Source organism: Burkholderia sp. LK4, assembly GCF_001043615.1.
Taxonomy (GTDB): Bacteria; Pseudomonadota; Gammaproteobacteria; order Burkholderiales; family Burkholderiaceae; genus Burkholderia; species Burkholderia cepacia.
Genome location: NZ_LDUL01000058.1, coordinates 45,382 through 63,407, shown reverse-complemented (window position 1 = coordinate 63,407; position 18,026 = coordinate 45,382). Strand labels below are relative to the sequence as shown.

12 protein-coding genes and 1 pseudogene are annotated in these 18,026 nt (G+C 69.3%); 4 read left to right on the top strand and 9 right to left on the bottom strand.

The genetic code is table 11. The features are described 5' to 3' along the window. Positions 1–18 precede the first annotated feature (18 nt). From glgB to VK92_RS27185, 7 genes and pseudogenes are all read right to left on the bottom strand, one after another. Positions 19–2,226: a 1,4-alpha-glucan branching protein GlgB gene (glgB, locus tag VK92_RS27210; protein ID WP_048028966.1), complete on the bottom strand. Its 2,208-nt coding sequence runs from the start codon at positions 2,224–2,226 to the stop codon at positions 19–21. After that, positions 2,223–5,636, bottom strand: coding sequence for a maltose alpha-D-glucosyltransferase (gene treS / locus VK92_RS27205; protein WP_048028987.1), 3,414 nt, complete (start codon positions 5,634–5,636; stop codon positions 2,223–2,225). The genes glgB and treS overlap by 4 nt, the downstream gene beginning before the upstream one ends. Beyond that, a complete protein-coding gene (locus VK92_RS27200; RefSeq protein ID WP_048028964.1) occupies positions 5,636–9,025 on the bottom strand; it encodes a maltotransferase domain-containing protein in 3,390 nt (1,129 codons plus the stop codon). The genes treS and VK92_RS27200 overlap by 1 nt, the downstream gene beginning before the upstream one ends. A 154-nt stretch (positions 9,026–9,179) precedes the next feature. Beyond that, on the bottom strand, positions 9,180–9,668 hold the full coding sequence (locus tag VK92_RS27195) for a phage protein NinX family protein (RefSeq protein WP_048028962.1): 489 nt from the start codon (positions 9,666–9,668) through the stop codon (positions 9,180–9,182). A gap of 28 nt (positions 9,669–9,696) precedes the next feature. Beyond that, positions 9,697–9,885 (bottom strand): annotated as a pseudogene (locus VK92_RS40715) (endonuclease/exonuclease/phosphatase family protein); the annotation flags it as partial. Between the two features lie 37 nt (positions 9,886–9,922). After that, positions 9,923–10,261: a hypothetical protein gene (locus VK92_RS27190; protein ID WP_021161539.1), complete on the bottom strand. Its 339-nt coding sequence runs from the start codon at positions 10,259–10,261 to the stop codon at positions 9,923–9,925. Further along, positions 10,258–10,953, bottom strand: a complete 696-nt coding sequence (locus VK92_RS27185; protein ID WP_048028961.1) for an MgtC/SapB family protein — start codon at positions 10,951–10,953, stop codon at positions 10,258–10,260. Before VK92_RS27185 ends, VK92_RS27190 begins: the two co-directional genes overlap by 4 nt. A gap of 182 nt (positions 10,954–11,135) precedes the next feature. On the opposite strand from VK92_RS27185, the gene VK92_RS27180 reads away from it, so the two are divergent. After that, entirely contained in the window at positions 11,136–11,378 is a 243-nt protein-coding gene (locus tag VK92_RS27180; protein WP_048028959.1) for a DUF6566 family protein, read from the top strand. A gap of 106 nt (positions 11,379–11,484) precedes the next feature. Here the strand turns inward: VK92_RS27180 and VK92_RS27175 are convergent, their stop codons facing one another. Continuing rightward, positions 11,485–12,159: an HAD family hydrolase gene (locus VK92_RS27175; RefSeq protein WP_021161534.1), complete on the bottom strand. Its 675-nt coding sequence runs from the start codon at positions 12,157–12,159 to the stop codon at positions 11,485–11,487. A 213-nt stretch (positions 12,160–12,372) separates the two neighbouring features. On the opposite strand from VK92_RS27175, the gene VK92_RS27170 reads away from it, so the two are divergent. Beyond that, on the top strand, positions 12,373–13,569 hold the full coding sequence (locus tag VK92_RS27170) for a sugar transporter (RefSeq protein WP_048028957.1): 1,197 nt from the start codon (positions 12,373–12,375) through the stop codon (positions 13,567–13,569). A 28-nt stretch (positions 13,570–13,597) separates the two neighbouring features. Here VK92_RS27170 and VK92_RS27165 read toward each other — a convergent pair whose 3' ends face one another. After that, entirely contained in the window at positions 13,598–14,374 is a 777-nt protein-coding gene (locus VK92_RS27165; RefSeq protein ID WP_048028956.1) for an SDR family NAD(P)-dependent oxidoreductase, read from the bottom strand. Between the two features lie 158 nt (positions 14,375–14,532). On the opposite strand from VK92_RS27165, the gene VK92_RS27160 reads away from it, so the two are divergent. Together VK92_RS27160 and VK92_RS27155 are read left to right on the top strand one after the other, a co-directional pair. Then, positions 14,533–15,435 (top strand): LysR family transcriptional regulator, encoded by a 903-nt coding sequence (locus VK92_RS27160; RefSeq protein ID WP_048028954.1) that lies wholly within the window; start codon positions 14,533–14,535, stop codon positions 15,433–15,435. A 339-nt stretch (positions 15,436–15,774) separates the two neighbouring features. Continuing rightward, complete coding sequence (locus tag VK92_RS27155; RefSeq protein ID WP_231616483.1) at positions 15,775–17,934, top strand: alpha-galactosidase D; 2,160 nt, start codon at positions 15,775–15,777, stop codon at positions 17,932–17,934. Positions 17,935–18,026 lie beyond the last annotated feature (92 nt).

Below are 18,026 nucleotides of genomic sequence, written 5' to 3'. Positions count from 1 at the left end.
TGTCGAGGGCGCGGGTAATCAGGCGGGGGTCAGCCACAGTGTCGCGAGCGGCGGAAGGCGCAGCAGTGCCGACCACGCCTCGCCGTGCGCGGGCACGGCCTCGGCCCACACGGCGCCGTCGTTGCCGGCGTTGGTGCCGCCGTACGGGGCGGCATCGGTGTTCAGCAGTTCGCGCCACTGCCCGGGGGCGGGCAGGCCGATGCGGTAGGCAGTGCGCGGCACCGGCGTGAAGTTGCAGACGGCGACCACGAGGTGCCCGGCGTCGTCGCGGCGCGCGAACGCGAACACGCTGTTGTCGCGGTCGTCGCCGATCAGCCAGGAGAAGCCGGCCGCGTGGCAGTCGAGCGCATGCAGTGCCGGTTCCCCCGCATAGGTGCGGTTCAGGTCGCGCACGAGCCGTTGCACGCCGCGATGCGCGGGCGCGTCGAGCAGGTCCCAGTGCGGCGTCGCGTCGTGCGCGAACTCGGCCCATTGCGCGAATTCGCTGCCCATGAACAGCAGCTTCTTGCCGGGGTGCGCCCACATGAAGCCGAAGTACGCGCGCAGCGTCGCGAGCCGCTGCCATGCGTCGCCCGGCATCTTTGCGACGAGCGAGCCCTTGCCGTGCACGACCTCGTCGTGCGACAGCGGCAGCACGAAGCGCTCGGAGAACGCGTACACGAGCCCGAACGTCATCCGGTCGTGGTGATAGCGGCGGTGCACCGGGTCTTCGCGCAGGTACGCGAGCGTGTCGTGCATCCACCCCATGTTCCACTTGAAGTCGAAGCCGAGGCCGCCGTCGCCGGTCGGCGCGGTGACGCCCGGCCACGCGGTCGATTCCTCCGCGACGGTGACGACGCCGGCCGGCGCGGCCGCACCGTGCAGCGTGTCGTTCAGCATGCGCAGGAACGCGACCGATTCGAGGTTCTCGCGGCCGCCGTGCACGTTCGGCACCCATTCGCCTTCCTTGCGCGAATAGTCGCGGTACAGCATCGACGCGACCGCGTCGACGCGGATGCCGTCGACGTGATACCGGCGCGCCCACGCGAGTGCCGACGCGGCGAGGAACGCGCCGACTTCCGTACGGCCGACGTTGAACACGCAGGTGTGCCAGTCGGGATGCAGGCCTTCGCGCGGGTCGGCGTGCTCGTACAGCGCCGTGCCGTCGAACTGCGCAAGGCCATGCGGATCGTCGGGGAAATGCGCGGGCACCCAGTCGACGAGCACGCCGATGCCGGCCGCATGCGCGCGGTCGACGAACCGCGCGAAACCGTCGACCGGCCCGAAGCGTGCGGACGGCGCGAACTGCGCGAGCGGCTGGTAGCCCCACGATCCGCCGAACGGGTACTCGGCGATCGGCATGAACTCGACGTGCGTGAAGCCCATCCCCTTCACGTACGGAATCAGCCGCTCGGCGAGTTCGTCCCACGTCGCGCTGCGGTTCATCTCGTCGGGCACGCGTTGCCACGATTCCGCGTGCACCTCGTAGATCGACCACGGCACGCGGTAGCGGTCGGCACGCGGCCGCGCGTGCATCCAGCCGTCGTCGTGCCACGCGAACGCGTCGAGCGCGGCGACGTCGGCGACGACCGACGCCGTGCGCGGCGGCGCCTCGGTCGCGCGCGCACAGGGGTCGGCCTTGTGCGGCAGCACGCGCCCGTCGGCCGCGCGCAGCTCGTACTTGTAGCACTCGCCCGCGCCGATGCCCGGCACGAACAGCTCCCACACGCCCGACGGCTGCCGCAGCCGCATCGGATGGCGGCGGCCGTCCCATGCGTTGAAATCGCCGACCACCGACACGCGCTGCGCGTTCGGCGCCCAGACTGCGAAGCGCACGCCGTCGGTGTCGTCGATGCGCAGGGGCGTCGCGCCGAGGCAGTCGAGCACCGCGGCCGGGTCGCCGGCCGACAGGCGCGCGAGCGTTGCGTCGTCGAGCAGCGTGCCGAACGCGTACGCATCGTCGATCACCTGCCGCGCGTCCGGCCAGTCGACGGCGAGCAGGTAGTGCGGGGCGCCGCCGTTGCGTGCGATCGTGCCCGCGAAGCAGCCGGCGCGATCGACGCACGCGAGCGTGCCGAGTTCGTCGCCGTCGGGCGACAGCACGTGCACGCCGGTCGCGCCGGGCAGCAGCGCGCGCACGACGGTGCGGCCGGTCTGCCCGTGCGGGCCGAGGCACGCGAACGGATCGGGATGACGTCCGGCGAGCAGCGCGTCGATGTCGGATCGTTCGAACAGCGTATCGGTCATCGCGTGCCTCCGTCGTCGGATGCGCCGCCGTCGTCGAGCAGCCGTTCGACCAGCGCCGCGAGCCCGCCGACCGGCACGCCCAGCCAGTCGGGGCGGTTCGCCGCTTCGTAGCACAGCTCGTACGACGCCTTGTCGATCAGGAACAGCGCGAGCAGGCGGTCGGCGTAGCGCGGATCGACGAAGCGCGCGGGCGCGAGGTCGGCGGCCGCGCGATAGCAGTCGACGAAACGGTCGGCGGCAGCCTGCCCGAAGCGGTCGAACAGCGCACGCTTGCGGCCGGCCGCCTGCGGCGGCGCCTTCTCGATCGCGAACTGCGCGGTCGCGCTCACATACGACAGCGAGCGCAGCAGGCCCGCCACGTCGCGCAGCGGATGCGACTTCGCGCGGCGGCGCTCGAGCGGGCGCGCCGGCTCGCCTTCGAAGTCGATCAGCAGCGCGTCGCCCTGCACGTCGAGCACCTGCCCCAGATGGAAATCGCCGTGAATCCGCATGCATTGCGCGTCGAGCGTGCGCGGCACGAGTTCGCCGAGCGCCCGCACGGCCGCGTCGCGCGACGCGAGCAGCGTGTCGGCCGCCGCGCGCATCGCGGGATCGAGCGCATCGAGCCGCGTGTGCAGCACGTCGAGCGCGCGCTCGAACGACGCGATCGCGTCCGCGCACCAGCCGTCGACATGGCCGGGCGTCGCCCGCTCCGGCGCGAACGCGGGGTCGTCGGACGGCTGCGCGAGCGCGACGTGCAACTGGCCGAGCCGCGTGCCGATGATGCCCGCGAACGCCGCGTAGCCGAGCAGCGCTTCGGGTTCCTCGTCGGCGTCGTCGGTTTCGTCGTTGTCCGCGGCCGGCAGCGCGAGCTCGTCCACCGCGCGGCGCAGGAAGTCGAACGAGCGCGTCCACGCGTCGCCCTGGTTGTCCGCATAACGCTGCAGGATCGCGACCGTATGCGGCGTGCCGTCCGGGTCGACGTGCACGACTTCGCCGGCGAGCGTCGCGGTGTTCGGGTAGCCGATCCGCGTCAGGTAGCGGCTCATTTCCGCTTCCGGATGCACGCCGTGCGCGACCTTGCGCACCAGCTTCAGCACGATTGCGTCGCCGATCACGAGCGAGCTGTTGCTCTGCTCGGCCGCGAGCCAGCGCACTTCGGCGTCGTCGCCGGGGTCGAGCGTGGCGAGCGCGTCCTCCGGCAGGAACACGAGGCGGCCGCCGTCGGAGGTCGGCACCACGGCGCCGTCGCGCAGCTTGCGCAGCATCCCGCGTGCGAACGCCGGCAGCGCGAACGCGTCGGTCAGGTAGCCGATCGTGTGGCCGCGCCGCACGCGCGCGAGCGCGAGCTGCGTGAACAGCGGCTGCGAGGTCTCGCCGCCCCATGCGGCCGCGAGCGGCACGACGTAGCGTTCGACGTCGCGCTGCGCGCCCGATTCGACCCAGGCCTCCGCATACTCGAACGGCTCGCCCGGCACCGGCGTGACGACGTTCAGCCGGGCTTCGCCGATCGTGCGGTCCTTCGACGCGAACCAGCGCCGCCGCGCGAGCCACGACGGCAGTGCGTCGTGCGCGAGCGTGTGCAGCTGCTCGAGGTTCGGCCGCGCCTCGCCGCGCCGCATCACGAGCGTCACGTATTCGGGCAGCGCTTCCGCGTGCGGCTGCCGCCACGACGGCTCGCGGCCGTGTTCGGCGAGCACGAACCACAGGAAGCCGTACGGCGGGAAGGTGAGGAGATACGGGAGCTGGCCGATCGGCGGAAACGGGGAATCCGACGTCATCTCGATCGGTACGCGGCCCGCGAATCCGGACAGGTCGAGTTCGACGGCCTGCGACGCGCGCGACAGGTTCGCGACGCACAGCACCGGATCGTGGCCGTCCAGCTCGCGCAGGTACGCGAGCACCTTGCGGTTATCCGGGCGCAGGAAGCGGATCGTGCCGCGCCCGAACGCCTGCGACGCGCGGCGCGTCGCGAGGATGCGCCGCGTCCAGTTCAGCAGCGAATGCGGGTCGCGCGTCTGCGCCTCGACGTTGATCGCGTCATAGCCGTACAGCGAGCCCATCACCGGCGGCAGCACCAGCAGTTCGGGGTCGGCGCGCGAGAAGCCGCCGTTGCGGTCCGACGACCACTGCATCGGCGTGCGCACGCCGTCGCGGTCGCCGAGATGGATGTTGTCGCCCATCCCGAGTTCGTCGCCGTAATAGATCACCGGCGTGCCGGGCATCGACAGCAGCAGCGAGTTGATCAGCTCGATGCGGCGCCGGTCGCGTTCCATCAGCGGCGCGAGCCGGCGCCGGATGCCGAGGTTCAGCCGCGCGCGCCGGTCGCTCGCGTAGGTCTGCCACAGCAGGTCGCGCTCGGAGTCGGTGACCATCTCGAGCGTCAGTTCGTCGTGGTTGCGCAGGAACACGGCCCACTGGTTGCTCGGCGCGAGCGCCGGCGTCTGCCGCATGATGTCGACGATCGGGAAACGGTCCTCGCTCGCGATCGACATGTAGATGCGCGGCATCAGCGGGAAGTGGAACGCCATGTGGCATTCGTTCTCGTCGCCGAAATACTCCTGCACGTCCTCCGGCCACTGGTTCGCCTCGGCGAGCAGCATCCGGTTCGGGTACTCGGCGTCGATCGTCGCGCGGATCTGCTTCAGGATCGCGTGCGTCTCGGGCAGGTTCTCGTTGTTCGTGCCTTCGCGCTCGACCAGGTACGGCACCGCGTCGAGCCGCAGCCCGTCGATGCCGAGGTCGAGCCAGAAGCGCATCACCTGCAGCACCTCGCGCACGACGGCCGGGTTGTCGAAGTTCAGGTCGGGCTGGTGCGAATAGAAGCGGTGCCAGTAGTACTGGCCGGCGAGCGGGTCGTGGGTCCAGTTCGACGTTTCCGTATCGAGGAAGATGATCCGCGTGCCCGCGTATTTCGTGTCGGTGTCGGACCACACGTAGTAGTCGCGGTGATTCGAGCCCGGTTTCGCGCGGCGCGCGCGCTGGAACCACGGATGCTGGTCCGACGTGTGGTTGATCACCAGCTCGGTGATCACGCGGATGCCGCGCGCATGGGCTTCGCGGATGAAGCGCCGCACGTCGGCGAGCGTGCCGTAGTCGGGATGCACGTCGCGGTAGTCGGAGATGTCGTAGCCGTCGTCGCGGCGCGGCGACGGGTAGAACGGCAGCAGCCAGATCGTGTCGACGCCGAGTTCGGCGATGTAGTCGAGCTTCGCGATCAGGCCGGGGAAATCGCCGATGCCGTCGTTGTTCGAGTCGTAGAACGACTTCACGTGCACCTGGTAGATGATCGCGTCCTTGTACCACAGCGGATCGTCCGCACAGAGGGCCGGCGCGCGGCGGCGTGCGCGGCGCCGGCGCGGCGTGCCGGCCGGCTCGAGCGACGGGAACTGTGCGCGACGCACGTCGTCGAGGGAATCTTCGCGTTTCATCATCCATGGGCTCCCGAAATGGGCCGGGCGTCGCCCGGTTCGCGCGCCGCCGCCCGCGCGGCGCCTGGAGACGGCGTGAGCCGCCAGATCGCATACGGCCGCGCGTGCGGATCGAGCGAGACGTACTGGCGGTGCCCGCGCCAGGTTTCCGCGTGCGTGGCGTCCTGTTCGAGCGCGTCGAGCGGTTCGCCGTCGACGAGCCCGAAACCGCGCCACAGCGATGCGTCGAGCGTGAAGTTCGCGACCTGCGGATGCCACGGGTCGGTGCTGATCGCGACGGCGACCACGCTGTCGAATGCCGGCGTCGCCTTCACGAACACGAGCACCGCGTCGTTGTCCGCGTCGGCGAACGTGATGCCGAGATGCGTCTGCAGGGCCGGGTGAGCGCGTCGCGCGCGGTTCAGCCGCGCGATCTCGGCGCCGATGTGCGCGGCGCGGCGCCAGTCGCGCGCGCGCAGCTCGTACTTCTCCGCGTCCGCGTATTCCTCGCTGTCCGGCAGCGGCGCCGATTCGCCGAGCTCGAAACCCGAGTACATGCCCCACGATCCGGCCAGCGTTGCCGCGAGCGCCGCGCGGATCACGAACTGCGTGCGCGGCGCGTTCTGCAGGTGGCGCGGGTTGATGTCGGGCGTGTTGACGAAGAAGTTCGGGCGGAAGAACTCGCGCGCGGGGCCGGCCGTCAGCTCGGTCAGGTAGTCGATGAATTCGCGCTTCGACTCGCGCCACGTGAAGTACGTGTACGACTGCGAGAAGCCGACTTTCGCGAGGCGATACATCATCCCCGGCCGCGTGAACGCCTCCGACAGGAACACGACGTCCGGATGCCGGCCGCGCACGTCGGCGATCATCCACGCCCAGAACGGCAGCGGCTTCGTGTGCGGGTTGTCGACGCGGAAGATCCGTACGCCCGCGTCGACCCAGAACAGTATTGCGTCGCGCAGCGCGAGCCACAGGTCGGGCAACGCATCGGGCGCGTAGAAATCGGGGTTCACGATGTCCTGGTAGCGCTTCGGCGGATTCTCCGCGAAGCGCAGCGAGCCGTCGGGCCGCCACGCGAACCAGCCCGGATGCGCGGCGAGCCACGGATGGTCGGGCGAGCACTGGATCGCAAAATCGAGCGCGATCTCGAGCCCGTGACCGCGCGCGGCGTCGACCAGCGCGCGGAACGATTCGAGCGTGCCGAGCTGCGGATGCACGGCCGTGTGGCCGCCGTCCGGCGAGCCGATCGCATACGGGCTGCCGACGTCGTCGGGGCCGGCCGTCAGGCTGTTGTTGCGCCCCTTGCGCGCGGTCGTGCCGATCGGGTGGATCGGCGGGAAATACAGCACGTCGAAACCCATGTCGCGGATGCGCGGCAGGTGCGCGATCACGTCGTCGAACGTGCCGTGCCGGTCCGGGTCGTCGCTCGCCGAGCGCGGAAACATCTCGTACCAGCTCGAGAAGCGCGCCGCGCGGCGCTCGACGTCGACCGGGAAGGGCGTCGTGTGCGTGACGAACGGGCGGTAGCGCAGCGCCGCGAACGCATCGGCGAGCGGCGCCGCGCCGAGTTGCGCGAGCCGCGCGTCGGCCGGCGCGTCCTTGAACCCGGCGGCCAGCTGTTCCATCCGCGTGAGCGCGCGCGCATCGAGCGGATCGGCGAGCCTGAGCGCGGTCGCGAGCAGCAGCTGCGCTTCGCGCAGTTCGAGCGTCACGTCCTGGCCGGCCGCGTTTTTCTTCGCGACGTCGTCGACGAGCGATGCCCAGTCGTCGCGCCACGCGATCACGCGAAACTCATGGCGGCCGAGCCGGTCGAGCGTGACGCGTGCGTGCCAGCCGTCGTTCGGTTCGGCTTCGAACGGGATTTCGCGCCAGTCGTCGTCGCAGGCGGCGCGCCACTGCAGCGCGGCCGCGAGATGCGCGTGTCCGTCGGTGAAGATCGATGCATGGACGACGAGCGTCTCGCCGATCACGCGCTTGACCGCGAAGCGGCCGCCGTCGACCGACGGCTCGACGTGCTCGATCGCGATTCGGTCGGCCGCGAGCGCGGCGGACAGCGCGCCGCGCTCGCTCGCGGCGTCGGCGCGTGTCGTGGCGGGCGGTGCCGGCCACGCATGCAGCAGCGCGTAGGCGCCGGGTTCGAGCGTGAACGGTTCCAGCGCGGCCGGCGGGGTGGCTCGCGTACCGTCGTGCGTGACGACGCGCGTGAAGCCGCCCGGCACGCCGGGCAGGATCGTCGCGGGGTCGACCGTTGCCGCCGCGTCGAGATCGGGATTCAGGGCGATCAGCAGCGCGGCTTCGTCGTGTTCGAGCGACGGCCCGATGCCGCGCAGCAGCGTGGTCGCCGCCGCGCCGGGCGCGCTCAGCTGCACGATTTCGCCGCGCGCGGCCGCCACGGGCGTGGCGCGGCGCCACGCGTTCGCATCGGCGATCGCGCCCGACAGGTCGAAGCGCGCGCGCTCGAACGCGGCGCGGTAGCGCGCCGCATCGGCGTCGCGCGCCATCAGCGGCACCGTGACGCCGCGTTCGAAGCCCATCGGCACGAGCCAGCCGGTGCCGACGGCCGCGGCCGTCCACAGCGCGCGGCGATAGGCGCGGGCGACGGTGTCGTCCGGCGCGTCGGGCCAGTCGTCGGCGAGGCGCGCGCCGTCGAACGCGTCGGGAAACGCGATCGGCGAGCCGATGCGCCGCAGCAGCCGGTGTTCGTCGACGAACCACGGTGCACGCAGGTCCCACCAGCGTACCGACGAAAACACCGCGTCGAACCCGGTGCCTTCGAGCTGCGCGAGCGCGTCCCGCGCATGGCCGGGCACGCCCGCGAGCACCGCGACGTCCGGGCGCGCCCGGCGCAGCGCCGCGCGCCAGCCGGGCCACCAGTCGGCCGGCAGATGATGCGGCGCGTCGACCAGGAAGCCGGCGGCACCCGCATCGGCGAATGCGCCGAGGTGCGCGCACCACCAGGCTGCCAGCGCGTCGCGCACCGCGTCGCTCCCGAGGTTCGCGTGGGCGAGGTCCAGCGCGTGCGCGGTGCCGCGCGGATCGATCAGCGCGTCGTCGTGCGTGCGCTCGACGTACCAGTCCTGATGTTCGGCGCGCAGCGGGTTGTCGCGCGCGATGCGGTCGGGCACGACTTCGAGCAGCAGGCGCAGCCCGTGACCCTGGGCGAGCTGGGCGAGCCGCGAGAAGGTTTCGAGTGCGCTCGCACGTGTCGCGAACGATTGGGCCGGACGCCGGAAATCGGCCACGTGACGCGGAAAGCCGGCGACGCTCGCGGCCCAGAAGCCGCCGACCAGCACGTGATCGATGCCCATGCCCGCGATGTGCGCGAATGTCTGCGGCCATGCGTCGAGCGGCCCGACGAGGCGGGCGTCGCAGAAATAGAGGTGCGGGGCGAAGGTCGGCGTGGAGTCCATGGCGTGGCGCGGAGCGGATGGCGGCAGTCGATAACGCCGGTGTGCCGCAACGCGCGTGCCCGCCGGGCGGTGTCCCGCCGGGCAAGGCGTGTGCAGGAAGCCGGCCGGTGCCGGGACTGTCGTTTTTACATGAACGCCGGGTACATGCATGCACTTACATGCGCGGTATCGAGCGGATATCCGTGCTGTCGCCGGTGCCGCGATCGTCGTCCGCGTCGGGCAGCGGCACGCCGGGGTCGTAGCGCACTACGGCGCCGTGTTCGATCCGGTGCGCGAACGGCGGCGGCGGGTCGATCTCGTCGCCGAAGCGCGCACGCACGAACGCGCGCAGTAGCGCCACGCGTGCATCGCGGGCGTGCGCGCCGCAGGTCGACGGGCCGTCGGCGAAGGTGGCGTCGCATTCGACGTCGTCGCCGTGGCGGGTGATCCGCAGATCGTCGACGCAGTCGAGCACCGCGCCGGCATCGGCCCACGATGTCGATGGCGTGAACGGGGCATCCAGGTGCCGGAACGCGTCGCAGGCGGCCGTCACGACGACGGTCGGCGTCACGGCGGTGAAGCGCAGCGTGTCTTCGTCGTCCGCGCACAGCGCGCGGGCGCACCAGTAGTCGAGTGCCTGTCCGTCGAGGGCGTCGGTTCGCATGGGTGAGCTCCGTCCGGTCGAAACCGGCTCACCGCGCAAGCGACGTGCCCGTCGCGGGCGTCGCGCGTATGCGGGCGATCAGTGGATAGATAGTGGTCGAATGCGTGCCGCGACGCACGGCCGCGTCGACCAGCAGCTCGCCCGGATGGATCCGGATCCGGGGCAGCGAGAACACCGGGCACAGGGTCGGGAACGTGCGGGGCGCTGTCGGCCGTCGGCCGCCGCGTCGGCGCGTGTCGCGTGATCCCGAACGATCATCGCGCGTCGACGTCCCGGTCGCCGTCGATATGCTGCAGCAACGCGTCGCAGCGTGCGCGCAGCGCCTGCAGTTCCGGCGAATCCGCGTCGAGCCGCACGCGTTCGCCGCTGGCCGGATCGCCGTGCGCGACCGCGATGTCGTAGATGCCTTGCGCGATCGTCGTCGATGCGTCCGCGATCTTGATCCGCTCGAGCCATCCGCATTCGGCGCGATGGCTCGCGAGCCATGCGCGCTGCGCGCCCACGAGCTGGCGGGTCGGGAGCCATGCGCCTGACCGCATGCGCGCGGCGAGCTGGCACGACACGAGATGGGAGAGCAGGTCGGTGCGGGTCACGCGAAGCTCCTTGACGCGGAATCGGGTTGACAGGTCCGTACGCAGGCGATGCTTTGCAGCGTTTCGCAGATGGCGGCAAATTCCGGTCCGCTGGTGCGCGAGAACGAAACCGAAATGTCGTCGGTGCCGGGATCGTCGTCCGACTGCTGGACGATGAACCGCTTCACGCGCACCTGGCCGGGGCCGAGCGCTTCGTGCAGCGTGCCGAGCGTCAGGCCGCCGCGTTCGGCCACGAGCCGCAGCGTGCGTTGCTGGCGCTGCGCGATGAAGCGGCGCTCGAGCGGTTTCACGCCCGCGAGGATCGCGAGCACGATCGCCGTCGCGCCGATCGACGCCATGTACATGCCGCCGCCCGTGGCAAGGCCGACACCGGCCACGGCCCACAGGCTCGCGGCGGTCGTCAGCCCGCGCACGACTTCGCCGCGCAGCAGGATCGAGCCCGCGCCGAGAAAACCGATGCCCGACACCACCTGCGCGGCGACCCGCGACGGGTCGAGCACGACGCCGTTTTGCCCGCGCACGTCTTCGAAGCCGAACGTCGACACCAGCATCACGAGCGCGGAGCCTACGCACACGAGCATGTGCGTGCGCAGCCCGGCGGCCCAGTTCAGGCGTTCGCGTTCGAGCCCTATCACGCTGCCGAGCAGCGCGGCCAGCAGCAGGCGTCCGAGAAGTTCGAGGTGGCCGATCATGATGGGAAATCCTTGCGGCCCGCGCGAGGCGGCCCGGAGCGGTCGATACGGTCGATACGCAACGGGACGCAAGCCGCGTGCCGGCCGGGCACGGCGCGTGCGCACAAGGTTCGCGGCGCGCGCGGCGGTCATGCGGCGCGCATTTTTTGCATCGGAATCGCAGATAAGGACAGGAGGCCACCATGCAACATCAACAGGACGCACAGGTTCGCGACCCGTATCGCGGCCATGAAATCCTCGTCTGGGCCCGGCGCGACGAACGCGGCGCGTGGCGCGACGAGGTTCAGGTGTATGTCGGCGGCGCGCGCGTCGAGCTGATCGTGCCGGAGCCTGCCGGCCCCGAGTGGCTGACCGAGGTCGAGGCGCTGCGCGCGGGCGTCGAGCGGGGTCGGTACCTGATCGACAAGCGGGTGGACGACGATTGAGCCGCTCGGCGGCCGCGCGGCGTTACGGCGTGGCGTGTCCGGCCGTTCGTGGCCGGCGAAACCGACGGCGATCCCGCGCAGGGGTGCCGTCGGCGAGGCGGGCGGTTCAGGGCCGCGCGGCGATCTCGTCGAGATGCCACAGCAGATCGGCCGGATCGTCGTACACGCGCAGCGCGCCCGCGCGTTCCAGCTCGTCGCTGCCGTAACCGCCCGACAGCAGCCCGACGCCGAGCGAGCGGCAGCGGCTTGCGGCGAGCATGTCCCAGATGCTGTCGCCGACCACGACGGTGTGCTCGATCGGCACGTTCAGCTGCGCGGCGGCCGTCAGGAACAGGTCGGGGTCGGGCTTCGCGTACTTGACCTGGTCGCGCGTGACCACGACGTGCTTCGCCGGATCGACGCCGAGCGCCTCGAGATTGATGGCGGCCGTTTCCATTCGTCCGCTGGTCGCGATCGCCCAGCGGATGCCCGCCGCCGACAGCGCGGCCAGCAATTCGCGCGCGCCGGGCAGCGGCCGGACCTGCGCGCGCAGCCGCTGGTACGCGGCCGCATGCAGGCGGGCAAGGCGCTCGACGCGTTCGGCGTCGAGGTTGCCCGACGTCTCCCGCAGCAGCTGATTCAGGAACAGGCCGCCGCTCATGCCGATCTTGCGATGGATGCGCCACACCGACAGTTCGATGCCTTCGGCATCGAGCGCCTCCTTCCACGCGAGCACGTGCTGATAGACGCTGTCGACGAGCGTGCCGTCGAGATCGAACAGAAATGACGTTTCAATGCGCATGTGAATCTCCTGGCTCGCCGGAGGCGAGCGAACAAGGGGCGAGCGAACGGGGCGCGAAAGCGTGCCGCACATTATCGGCGCAAGGCCGTGTCATGACCATGTCCCGCGGCCACGCCGCGCCGCGCCGTGTCAGGTGCCGCTGGTACAATCGCGGCGATACGCCAGGCCGCGATTTCCGCGCCGCACGCGCCCCAACCCTCGTCGATCCCAGGTATGGCAACACCGGACGCCTTCAGTTCCGAGCACTCATGGTGGGGCGTACTGGCCCTGGCCCTGACCGCCTTCATCTTCAATACCACCGAATTCGTACCGGTTGCGCTGCTCGGCTCGATCGGCGACAGCCTTCACATGCAGCCCACCGACGTCGGGCTGATGCTGACGATTTACGCATGGACCGTCGCCGTCGTGTCGTTGCCGCTGACGCTGCTCACGCGTCACGTCGAGCGGCGCAAGCTGCTGTCCTGCGCGCTGCTGGTGTTCATCGGCAGCCACGTCGTCACCGGCGTTGCGTGGAATTTCACGGTGCTGATGATCGGCCGGCTCGGCATCGCCTGCGCGCACGCGGTGTTCTGGTCGATTTCCGTTCCGCTGGCCGTGCGGATCGCGCCGCCCGACCGGAAAAGCCGCGCGCTCGGCATGCTCGCAATGGGCACGTCGATCGCGATGGTCGCCGGCATTCCGCTCGGACGCGTGATCGGTGAAACATTCGGCTGGCGTGTCACGTTCCTGATCGTCGCGGGCGCGGCGGGTATCGCGTTGCTGCTGCTGCGCGCGACGTTGCCTGCGCTGCCGAGCCAGGGCGCGGGGTCGCTCAGCAGCGTCGGCGTGTTTCTGCGCAAACCGGCGCTGGTCGCGTTGTACGCGATTACGGTGCTGGTCGTGTCCGCGCATTTCACGTCGTACACGTACATCGAGCCGTTCGTTCAAAGCGTCAATCACGCGAGCAGCAGCCGGATTACCTACGTGCTGATCCTGTTCGGTGTCGCCGGGATGCCGGCCGCAATCTGCTTCAACCGCATTTTCCCGCACCGGCCGGACGACTTTCTGCTGGCGTCGATCGTCGCGCTGTCGGGATGCCTGCTGATCCTGTTCCCGTGCGCGCTGAACATCGTGACGCTGTCCGTGCATACGCTGGTATGGGGCGGCGCGATCGTCTGTTTCGGCCTGGCGATGCAGGCGTGGGTGCTGAAACTGGCACCGGAGGGGACCGATCTTGCGGTATCGATCTTCTCCGGGCTGTACAACGTCGGGATCGGCGCGGGCGCGCTTCTCGGCAACCATATCGCCGGCGATTTCGGGCTGCCGTGGATCGGCACCTTCGGCGGCGTGGTCGGTGCGTGCGCGGTCGGGATCGCGTGGCTCGCGCTACGGCTTCACGCGAAGCGGGAGGAGGCAGCCGCGGCGCCGTGAAGCCGCGCCACGGATCGCGCCTGGCATCTCACGCCACCGAATAGCCGCCGTCGGCCACGAGCGCATGCCCCGACACATAGCTGGAATCGTCCGATGCGAGGAACGCGACGATCGTCGCCATCTCCTCGGCCGAGCCCCACCGTCCTGCCGGCGTCGATGCGGCAAATGCCTGTTGCGCGTCGTCCGACGGCCAGATGCCGCGGTGATGGAACGGCGTTTCGATCAGCCCCGGGCACAGTGCATTGACGCGCACGCCGTGCTTGAACCACTCGATCGACGCCGTCTTCGTCATCCCGATCACCGCGTGCTTGCTCGCGATATAGACCGACGCATTCTCGAATCCGATCAGCCCGCCCATCGACGCATTGTTGATGATGCTGCCCGACCCCTGGCGCAGCATGATCTCGGCCGCGTACTTCATCGAGTTGAAGACGCCGCGTACGTTCGGCTCGAACACCTTGTCGAAACGCTCGGCATTCTGCTCGAGCAGCGGCGCGAATACGCCTTCCGTGCCGGCATTGTTGAACGCGATGTCGAGGCGATCGTAGGTCGCTACCGTGAAATCGAAGAGCTTGCGCAGATCGTCTTCGTTCGCGACGTCGGCGGCACATGCGCGGGCGTCGCCGCCGGCCGTCACGATCTCGTCGACCAGTCGATCGAGTTCGGCCTTGCGCCGGGCGCTGACGACGACCTTCGCGCCGCGTCGCGCGAGTTCGATCGCCGACGCACGGCCGATGCCGGAACTGGCGCCCGTCACCACGGCGACGCGGTTTGCGAGTGGGGCGGTTTGCGTGCTTGCGTTCATGATGTGTTGCTCCTGAGGGGTTGATCATCCACGTCAATGCGACGTCTGGTGCTCATTGTGGTCGTTCGGTTGCCGCAATAAAATGGAACAATCTCGCATTCAGAATTCCTGATTTCGGAATTAAACGCGTCGCTCAGGGAACGTCAGAAGGGTTCGCCATGCTCAATCGACTCGATCTCCTCAAGATCTTTGCAGCCGCGGCCGCGGCACCCACGTTCCGCGAGGCGGCGGCGCGTCTCGGCGTGTCGCCGCAGGTCGTGACGCGCGCGGTGCGCGAACTGGAGGAGATGCTCGGCGAAACGCTGTTTCACCGGACGACCCGCAGCATCCGGATCACCGCGTTCGGGCAGTCGTTCGCGCGCGACGCGAAGGCGGCGCTGTCTACCGTCGACGGGCTGTTCGGGCCGGCGGCCGGGCAGGTCGACGAACCCGCCGGTATCGTCAGGGTCACGGCGCCGTCAGGCATGGGGCGTCGTTACGTCCAGCCGATCCTGATCGACCTGATGCAGCGGTATCCGGACCTCGTGCCCGACCTGCGGCTGTCGGATGCGCCGTCGCCGGTGGTCGACGAGCAGATCGACATCGGCGTACGTGTCGGCGCAATCGGCGACAACCGCTTCGTCGCACGCATGGTCGGGCCGTTGCCGATGTGGGTCGTGGGGGCACCGTCGCTGATCATGCGGCTGGGCGAGCCGAAAAGCCGCAAGGAACTCGCGGCGATGCCGGTGACGTGCCTGATCGACCGCGCGAACGGACGGCCGTGGCCATGGGTGTTTCGCGGCGAGCAGCAATTCGTTCCGTCATCGCCGGCCTATCTGACGGACGACACCGAAGTGGAGATCGAGGCCGTGTGCGCGGGGATCGGGTTCGGTCAGTGCTCGGAGTACCTGGTCAGGCCGCACGTCCAGAAGGGGCGCCTGGTGCGCCTGTTGCCGAGCATCGAACCCGAGCCGTGGAAACTGCACGTGTATCGGCCGCGGCGCGGCCCGATGCCGCGGCGTATCCGGGTGGTGTACGACGAACTGGTGGCGAAGCTCGCGCACGCAACGTCGCGCGCGTAGGCGATGCGTCCGCATGGTCCGGCAGCCCGCCCGCTCATGGCGGGGGCAACACGCCTGTCCGGTTTCGCGTCAAACCGGCAACAACGATCCGAATTGTTTCCGTCCAGTCGATCGAGTTTCCAAAGATTGGGTTTTTGCGGTCATTTGCTCAAACCATTGGCGACAAGGCGACGGGCAACCGGAAAACCGCCATCTCCCAATATGTGGCCGCGTGCCGCAAAGATTGAAACGGGGAAACGAACGTCATTAATCTGCGTACGCGCACAAGGCTGATCGACGTGCGTCGTTCACAACAATCGGGAGACGAAGATGCAGCGCACAAATCATTTAGGAATATTGATGATATGCCTTGCGGCGGCAGCGATCGGCCTGTCCGCATGCGGAGGCGACGATGTCGGTTCGTCGCCGGGAACGAGCACGTCGGCGACGGGAACGGGAGCGACCTCGACGACGGGCGGCAGCACGACCACGACGGACACGTCGCCGACCGCACTGCAGCAGATCGCGGTGAATCCGCCGCCGATGGGCTGGTCGTCATGGAACAGCCTCGAAGAAAACGTCAGCTTCGATACGATCAAGGCGCAGGCGGACGGGCTGGCTGCGCTGAATGCGAACCTCGCGACGGGTAACAAGTACCAGTACGTGAATATCGACGAAGGCTGGTGGACCTCGAGAAAGCGCGACGCGAACGGTGATTTCATCCTCAACGTCGACATGAACGGCAATCCCACCAACCAGTGGCCGGGCGGGATGAAGGCGATGGCCGACTACATTCACGGCAAGGGATTGAAGGCCGGCATCTATATCGATTCCGGGCCGCAGGGCTGCGGCAACACGAACGGCACGCATTTCGTCGGCAGCGATTATGCGCACTACGATCACGATTTCCTGCAGTTCGCGCAATGGGGCTATGACTTCGTCAAGGTCGACTGGTGCGGCGGCCGTGCGGCCGGATACGATCCGCAGCAAGCCTATACGGCGATCTCGCAGGCGATCCAGAAAGCCTATGTCGCCACCGGCAAGCGGCTGGTGCTGAACATGTGCGACTGGGGCACGCTCGGCCAAAGCGGCTATCCCGACTACAACCTCGGGCCGTGGGACTGGGGCGCGGGCATCGCGACGTCATGGCGCACGACGGGCGACATCTACGGGCCGGGGAGCGGTGTGCCGAAGTTCGGCTCGGTGCTCGGCAACTTCAACGGCAACTATCACCCCGAAGGCCAGCACACCGGTTATTACAACGATCCGGACATGATGGTGGCCGGCATGGGCATGACGGCTGCGAACGATCTTGCGCACGTGAACCTGTGGGCCATCGCCGGCGCGCCGATGATACTCGGCAACGACCTGTCGAAGTCGCTGTCGAGCGAGACGGTGAGCCTGCTGACCAATCCCGAGCTGATCGCGATCGACCAGGACATGCTGGGCCTGCAGGGCTTGAAGGTCGCCGACGCCAACGGGCAGCAGGTGTGGGCGAAGCTGCTGGCCGGCGCAGGCAAACGCGCGGTTCTGCTGTTCAACAACGGTACGGCGGCAAGCGACATGACGGTCACGTGGCAGCAACTGGGTTTCGCCGCCGGCACCTCGGCCGTCGTCCGCGACGTCTGGGCGCACAAGGATCTCGGTGCGGCCACCGGTTCCTATACGGTCGCGAGTGTGCCGGCCGGCGGCACAGTGATGCTCGTGCTGAGCGGCACGGATCTGCCGTCGACCACCTACCTGCCGGGCACCCTGTCGGGCGGCGCGACCATTGCGGACTGCGCGGTGTGTGCAAGCGGCACGAAGGTGACGGGGCTGGGTGCGGTGACGTTCAATGACGTGAGCTCGCAAACGGCGGGCGGTTATGTGCAGATTGCGTACCTGAACACCGGGACGGAAACCGTCGAGGCACGGCTCGGTGCGAACGGCGGCAACGGCACGACACTCGCGTTTCCGCCCACGGGCAAGGCCGTCGGCACGGTGACGGTCTTCGTCAACCTGCAGTCCGGGCAGAACACGTTGACGTTGTCGAGCCTCGGTGGCACGACGGCGGCCCCCGACGTCACGTCGATCGCAGTGGTGGCCGGCCCCGTGAAGGTTCCGCCGCCGCCGCCGCTGGCCTACGAGGCCGAGGCGGCCGGCAACACGCTCGGCGGTGCGGCACGCGTGTCGTCATGCGGCGCGTGCTCGGGCGGGCAGGACGTCGGCTATGTCGGCAATGGTGACGGGACCAGCAACGGCACGCTGACGATCAACGGCATCTCGGTGGCGGCGGACGGCACCTATAGCGTCGCGATCGCCTACGTGAACGGCGATTCGGCGCCGCGCAGCGCGCAGCTCAGCTTCGACGGCGCGGCCCCCGTGTCCGTGTCGTTCCCGTCGACAGGCGGATGGGGGAACGTGTCGACGCTGACGGTAACGGGCGCGTTCCGGCAGGGCAGCGCCAACACGCTGAAGTTTGCCAATCCGACGGGCTGGGCACCCGATATCGACGGCATCGGCGCGCCGGCCAAGCAATGACGGGCGCGTGGCGCGGCTTCCCGGTCGAGGGCGGTCGCGCCATGCGTCGACGGGCACGTTGCAAGCCGACATATTGCGGCATCATCATGGTG